General features: G+C 43.8%; 9 protein-coding genes. 3 read left to right on the top strand and 6 right to left on the bottom strand.

The window, feature by feature from the left end; all coding sequences use genetic code 11:
- A partial coding sequence (locus SCJ97_11275) for a PH domain-containing protein (protein MDW7740613.1) occupies nt 1–379 on the bottom strand: 379 nt, incomplete at its 3' end.
- A gap of 364 nt (nt 380–743) precedes the next feature.
- Here SCJ97_11275 and SCJ97_11280 point away from each other — a divergent pair.
- On the top strand, nt 744–1094 hold the full coding sequence (locus SCJ97_11280) for a DUF3796 domain-containing protein (GenBank protein MDW7740614.1): 351 nt from the start codon (nt 744–746) through the stop codon (nt 1092–1094).
- Nucleotides 1095–1096: 2 nt separating this feature from the next.
- Nucleotides 1097–1303 (top strand): helix-turn-helix transcriptional regulator, encoded by a 207-nt coding sequence (locus tag SCJ97_11285; protein ID MDW7740615.1) that lies wholly within the window; start codon nt 1097–1099, stop codon nt 1301–1303.
- A 78-nt stretch (nt 1304–1381) separates the two neighbouring features.
- Here SCJ97_11285 and SCJ97_11290 read toward each other — a convergent pair whose 3' ends face one another.
- The 5 genes from SCJ97_11290 to SCJ97_11310 form a co-directional block, all read right to left on the bottom strand.
- Nucleotides 1382–2179 carry a GAF domain-containing protein gene (locus SCJ97_11290; protein ID MDW7740616.1) on the bottom strand — a complete coding sequence of 266 codons (798 nt, stop codon included), beginning with the start codon at nt 2177–2179 and terminating at the stop codon, nt 1382–1384.
- Nucleotides 2151–2543: a hypothetical protein gene (locus SCJ97_11295; GenBank protein MDW7740617.1), complete on the bottom strand. Its 393-nt coding sequence runs from the start codon at nt 2541–2543 to the stop codon at nt 2151–2153. The genes SCJ97_11290 and SCJ97_11295 overlap by 29 nt, the downstream gene beginning before the upstream one ends.
- 146 nt (nt 2544–2689) lie before the next feature.
- Complete coding sequence (locus SCJ97_11300) at nt 2690–4945, bottom strand: FtsX-like permease family protein (protein MDW7740618.1); 2256 nt, start codon at nt 4943–4945, stop codon at nt 2690–2692.
- On the bottom strand, nt 4945–5643 hold the full coding sequence (locus SCJ97_11305; protein MDW7740619.1) for an ABC transporter ATP-binding protein: 699 nt from the start codon (nt 5641–5643) through the stop codon (nt 4945–4947). Before SCJ97_11305 ends, SCJ97_11300 begins: the two co-directional genes overlap by 1 nt.
- Nucleotide 5644: 1 nt before the next feature.
- On the bottom strand, nt 5645–6265 hold the full coding sequence (locus tag SCJ97_11310) for a TetR/AcrR family transcriptional regulator (GenBank protein MDW7740620.1): 621 nt from the start codon (nt 6263–6265) through the stop codon (nt 5645–5647).
- A 161-nt stretch (nt 6266–6426) separates the two neighbouring features.
- Between SCJ97_11310 and SCJ97_11315 the strand changes: the two genes are divergently transcribed.
- A complete protein-coding gene (locus SCJ97_11315; protein ID MDW7740621.1) occupies nt 6427–6675 on the top strand; it encodes a ribbon-helix-helix protein, CopG family in 249 nt (82 codons plus the stop codon).
- The last annotated feature ends 142 nt before the right edge of the window (nt 6676–6817 follow it).

The following is a 6817-nucleotide window of genomic DNA, read 5'->3' on the forward strand; positions in this document are numbered from 1 at the left end:
GCTCTCTCATAAACTCTTCACGATTCTCAGGAGAAATGTAGGTAGTTCCAAGAATAAAGCCCTTCCCATGTTGTTTTATCTCTATACGGTCCAGGGACAGAGCCATTGAAGAAAGCATATTCCTGCTAAGCCTTACCGACTTGATCTTTGAATATGCTATTTTCTCGAAAAATGGCCCGCATCTGCAGTAAAGATAGTCATCCCTTAGTTCATAATATGTGCCGTAGTAAACCCAAAGTAAAAGCGCTATAACCGGCAAACCGATGGCATAGCCAATCACTGGTTGATCATGCTGCATAGTTATTGTTCCTGCCATAATTGCTATACCGGCCCAAATAACTACAGCAATCCACAAATCAACCTTTGATTTGACCCGCATATTCTCATCTTCCTTTAATACCGTGCGATGGAAAGGTTTTTACCGTAACGTTGATGCTTGAAGCCTTATTTTAAGTTAATTGTGATAGTTTTCTTCAGTAGTGCCAACTTCCGATACCTTTGCTGTGAGTTAGATTCTACGTCCCGTAATCTTTTCCTTTCCCCCGGCAATGTACAAGTAGTATTACATTTAATGATCATCCTTCAGTAAGATTTCGTCGTGAGTGAGCCAATACCCTCGAGATAAGGTTTAAAGAATTGATCTCGGGGGTTGCACTAACACAATCGATGTGTTATATTTCATATATAATGTTATATATTAATAACATTTTATATGAAATATCTAACATAAGGAGAAAATTGCAATGAAAAAAAATCCAATATGGTACCTGGGGTTAATTGGTTTTTTGGGCTTACTGGGGATAGTGACGGGAAATACAGGACTATTCGGTTTATTTGGCTTCTTTGGGTTTTTCGGGATGGCCAGACAGACTGATGATGAAATGCTCCGGCATAATATGGCTAAGGCTGGACTAAGCGCTTTTATTGTATCCCTGGTCGGCTTTCCGGTCGCCACAATAATTCTATCGTTCCTTGATTCTTCGGAAACAGTAATTTCATTTTTTGTAATTTACTTTAGCCTGCTGTTTGTAGCTCAGATTCTTACTTTTGTATTCTCTTTCAACTACTATGAGAAAAGAGGAGATTTAAGTTGAAAGTGACCTTCAAAACTAGAATCAGAGAGCTCCGGGCACGATACGAACTGACCCAGGAGCAGCTTGCTGCTAAAGTCGGCGTGAGGCGAGAAACAATCAGCCACATCGAGAAAGGCAAGTATAATCTTTCTCTGCTGCTGGCCTACAAAATTGCCCGTTCCCTGGAAAGCAGCATAGAGAAAGTGTTTATTTTTGAAGAGCAAAAATGAAATCCATTATGAATACTTGCTGGCATGCATGAGTACGCCCGGGCAGAAATATAAAAAATAAAATGCTTTTCCCCTGTATTAAATTTCCTTTAAGAACTCCACCACTACCTGGGAATCAAAATGCTTACCGCTTTCTTTCTTGATATGCTCAACCGCTTCTTCTCTGCTCCAGGCTTTACGGTATAGGCGATCGCTAATTAAAGCATCATAAACATCGACCACGGCGCTATCGATGGAAATGCTGGCCTGCCCGGCCAGTATTTCCAGGAAATCGAGCCAGTCTTTCTCCGGTTTGACGTTAAGATTATGAAACACTACCAGTACACCCTTAACATCGCCTTTGGCGATCAGCGGCAGGTTGATGCACCCTCTATAATTTGTTGCCTTGAGCAAAGCGACACATATCGGGTCAAGGTGTCCTGCTTTATCGGGCACCATAATTATCCGCCGCTCAAGTACAGCTTTGCCCGCGGCTGTTCCACCCAGTTTTAAATATACTTCTTCAAGGAAACTTGAATCTACTCCCCGGCTTACCGCATATTCAAGCTCTTTTAGATGAGGATGCAGCAGGTAAATGGCGGCGCCTTCTACATTTGCCTGCGCCACAACATGCTCGAGCAAAATGTTCATAGTCAGCTTCTGATCGAGGCTGCTGCTGATCGTTTTATCAATTGAACGCAGGCTGTGCAACTGCTGTAGTTGTTTGACTGTATCCTCAAACAAGCTGAGACGGTGAATTGCCGTGCCGGCCATTTCCGCCAGTGAGGACAAAAGTTTTTGCTCCGAATCGGACAATTGATGTGAGTTTGTTGCGGTTAGAACAAAGACACCGACAGTGGATGCTCCTTTATTGATTGGCCAGTATATTCCGGCCATTCCTGGAGGCACCAGGGATAACGCAATTCGCCATGACCACATCCAGCTGGGTAAGCCAACCTCTTCTGGCTGCCATAAACAGTTCATCTTCATCCGGATCATGCAGGCAGATTGCTCCGTCTTTCAAATCTAGTGCTTTTAGGGTTTCATCCAGCAGAATTTCAACCATTTCGCCAATGGTATCAGCTTTACGCAGGGTGGCTGAAACGATGTTTAATGCTTCCAGTTCTCTTAAATGTTTGCGTAAATTATCTTCCGCTTCAAAACGAAAAGTTACATCCTGAACTGTTGAAATCATCAGCGGTTTGCCTGGTACAGGAATATTTTTGGCTGAGACATAGAAAGGTTTTTGACCTTTACGCACCACGGGCACTAAGAGAAAATTAAATTAATAAAGATCAATTCATGCCAGTGCCCTGTTTAATGGAGCCTGCCCGCCCAGGTTTTTACCGGAAAGAAATACTTTCAACTCAGGAAGTGGAAACTGATGTAGATATAGTTTCCAGCATATCACTCCATCCCAGATTTCAGCGCATTACCCATGTTAATAGCGTTAACCTCCCGGGCGCTTAGCTTTTTACTGAACTGATAGGTGAGCATGATGATTGCAAAACAGAAAAGTACTGAAAGCGGACTGATTACGGTTGGCAAGACAAAATTAATCATGTTGCCAAGGTATCCGTATGCAGCGCCAAATGAGGCCAGGGCAATTGGAACGGCAATGATAAAACCGGCCAGAATAACCAGGGTAGAGCTGCCAAGAATCAGGGAATGGACTTCCCGGCGTTTGTAGCCGAATATCTTTAAAAGGGAAATAGTATTTTTACTTTCTTCGATTATCAGCGAGGTAACCAGGTAAATAATGATCAGCGCCACGACCGAAGAGACAATGGTGATTAAAACAATCATCGAGATCATCGGACCAAGCAGTTCATCCATGGCGCTGGGGATATCACTGAGAGTTTTGGTTCCCGAAAGCTGGTTGGCGGGAATGTCCAGCTCCCTGGTGCTGAACAGACCCATGTAACTGTGTTCGGGGTATCCGAGCAGCAAGTTGAACTGATTAATCGGCATAAAGATAAACTGTTCTACGTAGGAATCAGCTATTGCATCAATATTAAAGCTGTAAGCCTTCCCATCTTCTTTGCGGATGAAGCTGATCTGATCGCCTGCTTTAAGCCCCAGACGTTCTGCCAACGGTTTGGTGATGTTTATCTGATTATTGGGCAGAACATTGCCCCTGGTGTCCCTGAGGATTAAGCCGGTCGAATCGTCCTCGATACCGGTAACCCAGAATTCAATCCGCTCATTATTTTCCGGATAAAAAATTGCTCCGCTGAAAACTTCAGCGCCTTCCGGTGCTGGATCATATTGCAGTTCCCTGAAAGAATATTCATATTCAAACTGGTATATATCGGTATGGTCTCCCTGGAAAACCTGATTCATGGAACTCATGATCGTAAAACCGAATAGCATCAAAACCGACGCGCTGACCACACCGATCAATAGAAACAGCAACCGCGAAATACTTCTGAGCTGTTCCCGCAGTTTGAATTTGGTATTGAACTTAAGCCGTTCCAGTTTAACTGCACGCTCCAGAAAGTTAATTCCTGTTTTTTGTTCGCTGCCTTTCATCAGCTCGGCCGGGGAGCGTTTTAGCTCTGAACGAATGACCAGGTAGCTGCTCAAACCAAGAATCAAGGTTGGCGTTCCAATAGCAATTAGAACATTCAAAGCGCTGAACTCAATCGCCTTAACCGGGATATTATAGTATGTAACCATGGCCATCACCGATGGACCGATCGACGGCAGAGCCATCAAACTGCCGGCCACTCCGCCGGTTAAGGCCAGCAGCAGGGGAATAGCCAGATAATGGGCCATTAACTCCTTCCTGCGATAACCCTGGGCATAGAGAGTACCGATAATAACCGATTCGCGACGAACCATACGCCAAAGCATGATACCAATTATCAGGCAGCTTAGTAGAAACATGGCCACCGGTACCGGCACACTCATTGTTCTCATGCCGGTTATCGAGGCATAGATAATGTTGGCTCGCCTGTTGCTTGTTATATCAATCCATTCTGATAGAAAAATTTCTTGAGCTTGCAGTAAACCGCGCAGATGTAATGATTGCTGGTTAATATTCTCCGTTCTGTCCATAAAACGGACAGAGTAGTAACTTTCAATATTTTCTTTCTCTAAACCCTCAATAACTTCTCTTGCAACCACACCGATACCGAAAGTTTCCGGCGAATACAAAATGTCGTATACATTCGGAACAGGATAGATATAATGGGGCAGGGAAACAAAACCGGTAACCGTAAAGTATTCACCCTCGATGTCAATCCGGCTTCCGATGGGGTAACCGTTTGCCGCGGCAAAGGCAGGGTCAACCAATATTTGATCGGACCCGGTAAACATTTGACCTTCTGTGAGAGCCGGAATATTCAACCTTTCTGTTGCACTGAGCAGTCTTAAAGTTAATGTTTCTGAGAGAGGCGCATCATAACTCAGATACTCTTCGATAACAGCACCGGATGCGTTTTCCAGGGCTGCTTGGTCCGGGATTGGCCGGTTGGTGCGAAATGATAGATCTTCCTGCATATGTTCTTCCGTAAAGCTATTAACCAGCACTGAAAGGTTTCTGGCAAGCCCGGAAGCAAGGACAAAGGTGTAACTGCCAAGCAGGATCAGGATGAAAATGCCTACATAGCGAAGTGTTCTCTCTTTGATAATCCGGCGGATTCGTTTGTTAAGCGTCATTACCACTCGATCCTTTCTGCCGGCAGGATCTCCTGGTTACGATATTGCTCTGTCACCTCACCGCTTCGCAGGCGGAAAACAGTGTGGGCCATTCCGGCAATAGGTGTGTTATGCGTAATCATCAGGATTGTTGTGCCGAAATCTAAGTTTATACGCTGCAGCAGCTCAAGGATACCCCGGGCTGTATCGTAATCGATCGCGCCTGTGGGTTCATCGCACAGCAGCAGTCCGGGATTCTTAACGATAGCCCGTGCTATTGAGACCCGCTGCTGCTCTCCTCCGCTCATTTCCCGCGGGAAACGGTGTTTTTTGTCTAATAGATCGACCGCCTGCAGGACTTCGTCAATTTTGAGCGGTAATTTACTGATGTTGGAACAGACCTCAACATTTTCAGTTGCTGTCAGGTTGGGCACAAGGTTATAAAACTGGAAGACAAAGCCGATGTTGTTACGGCGGTAGTCGGTTAGCTGCTCGTCATCAAGGGCAGTAATCTCGGTCCCGTTGACCAAAACCACACCGCTGTCGGCCCGATCCACGCCGCCAATAATGTTCATCAGCGTGGTTTTCCCCGAGCCCGACGGTCCGAGGATAACACCGATTTCACCTTTGTTCAGTTTAAGATCCAGACCCTGTAATACTTCAGTGACTACCGTACCCGTCGTATAACTCTTGCGCAAACCGGCAACGTCAATAAACATGCTATTGTGCCTCCTTTTTGTAGAAACAGCGTTTCATTATGGAAAAATATTCATCAAACTCATCAAGCAGGGTCTCATCAACTTCATCTATAGATTGTACTTTTGCTCTCTGCTGCTCGGCCAGGCCCAAAATAGCGAGGCTGATCAAATTCTTTGTTTTTTCCAGGTCGATGTCCGTTCTGAACCTGGAGTAATCAATATTTTCGTAACCTCTCTCCATTCCACTGGAGATCAGGCTGTGTTTGAGAGTTTCAATCTCTTTTTTAACTTCCCCGGCATCTTCTTTTGCTGTTGAATTAAGAAAATCAAAAGCCTGAGGGTATTTTTTATATACTTTATATTTAACCAATCCCAGCTGTTTTAACCGGGCAAAATAATCTGTTTCACTCCAATCGACTTCAGCATATATTTCTTCAATAACTTTTGTAACATGGTTAAGTAGGAACAGATATAGCTCTTTTTTATTTTTGAAATAAGTAAACAGCGAACCTTTGGAGATTCCCGCTTCCTTGATTATCTGGTTGGTTGAAGCTTTTTTATAGCCGTTACGGGTAAACTCATTAAGGGCTGCACTGATGATTCGCTGCTGCTTCTCTGGTTTCAAAATATCGAATCTCTTCAAGATGATTTCCACCTTAGAATAGTGATAATCAAAAAGTGACCACCCTGGTCATTCTTACTATATGTTAAATGAGCGAAGCGGTCAAGTCTGTAATGGCATAAATAATCTTTTGACATTTATATCAACTTGTATTACACTGTGTATTACGGGGGGTGTTTATAATGTTTAGTATCAGATTGCCAAGAGATTTAGAAATAAAAATTAATAACCTATCAAAGCAAAAAAAACTGAATAAGTCGGAGATTGTCAGGGAAGCCATCCAGGAGTATATTGCTAAAGCTGAAAATGAGGAGTCTCCCTTTGACTTAGGTAAAGAACTGTTTGGTCGTTACAGTAGTGGAGATGGCAACTTATCTGAAACTTACAAGCATAAAATAAAGGAGAAAATTCGTGAAAAGCACCCTGATTGATACCGGTCCGTGCATTGCTTTGTTCGATCGCAGCGATTCACACCATGAAAAAGTTATGCTTTTTCTGGAGAACTACCGGGGTCAGCTGTTTTCAACATGGCCAGTTGTTACCGAAACTTTGCATATGCTTGACTTTGATATC

It is taken from the genome of Bacillota bacterium (assembly GCA_033549065.1).
In the GTDB taxonomy this organism is placed as follows: Bacteria; Bacillota; Dethiobacteria; order DTU022; family DTU022; genus JAWSUE01.

Bases quoted from the DNA above. Each gene is read 5' to 3' on its own strand.
- SCJ97_11280 (MDW7740614.1), top strand. From the start codon at position 744: ATGAAAAAAAATCCAATATGGTACCTGGGGTTAATTGGTTTTTTGGGC.
- SCJ97_11290 (MDW7740616.1), bottom strand. From the start codon at position 2,179: ATGGCCGGAATATACTGGCCAATCAATAAAGGAGCATCCACTGTCGGT.
- SCJ97_11300 (MDW7740618.1), bottom strand. From the start codon at position 4,945: ATGACGCTTAACAAACGAATCCGCCGGATTATCAAAGAGAGAACACTT.
- SCJ97_11305 (MDW7740619.1), bottom strand. From the start codon at position 5,643: ATGTTTATTGACGTTGCCGGTTTGCGCAAGAGTTATACGACGGGTACG.
- SCJ97_11315 (MDW7740621.1), top strand. From the start codon at position 6,427: ATGTTTAGTATCAGATTGCCAAGAGATTTAGAAATAAAAATTAATAAC.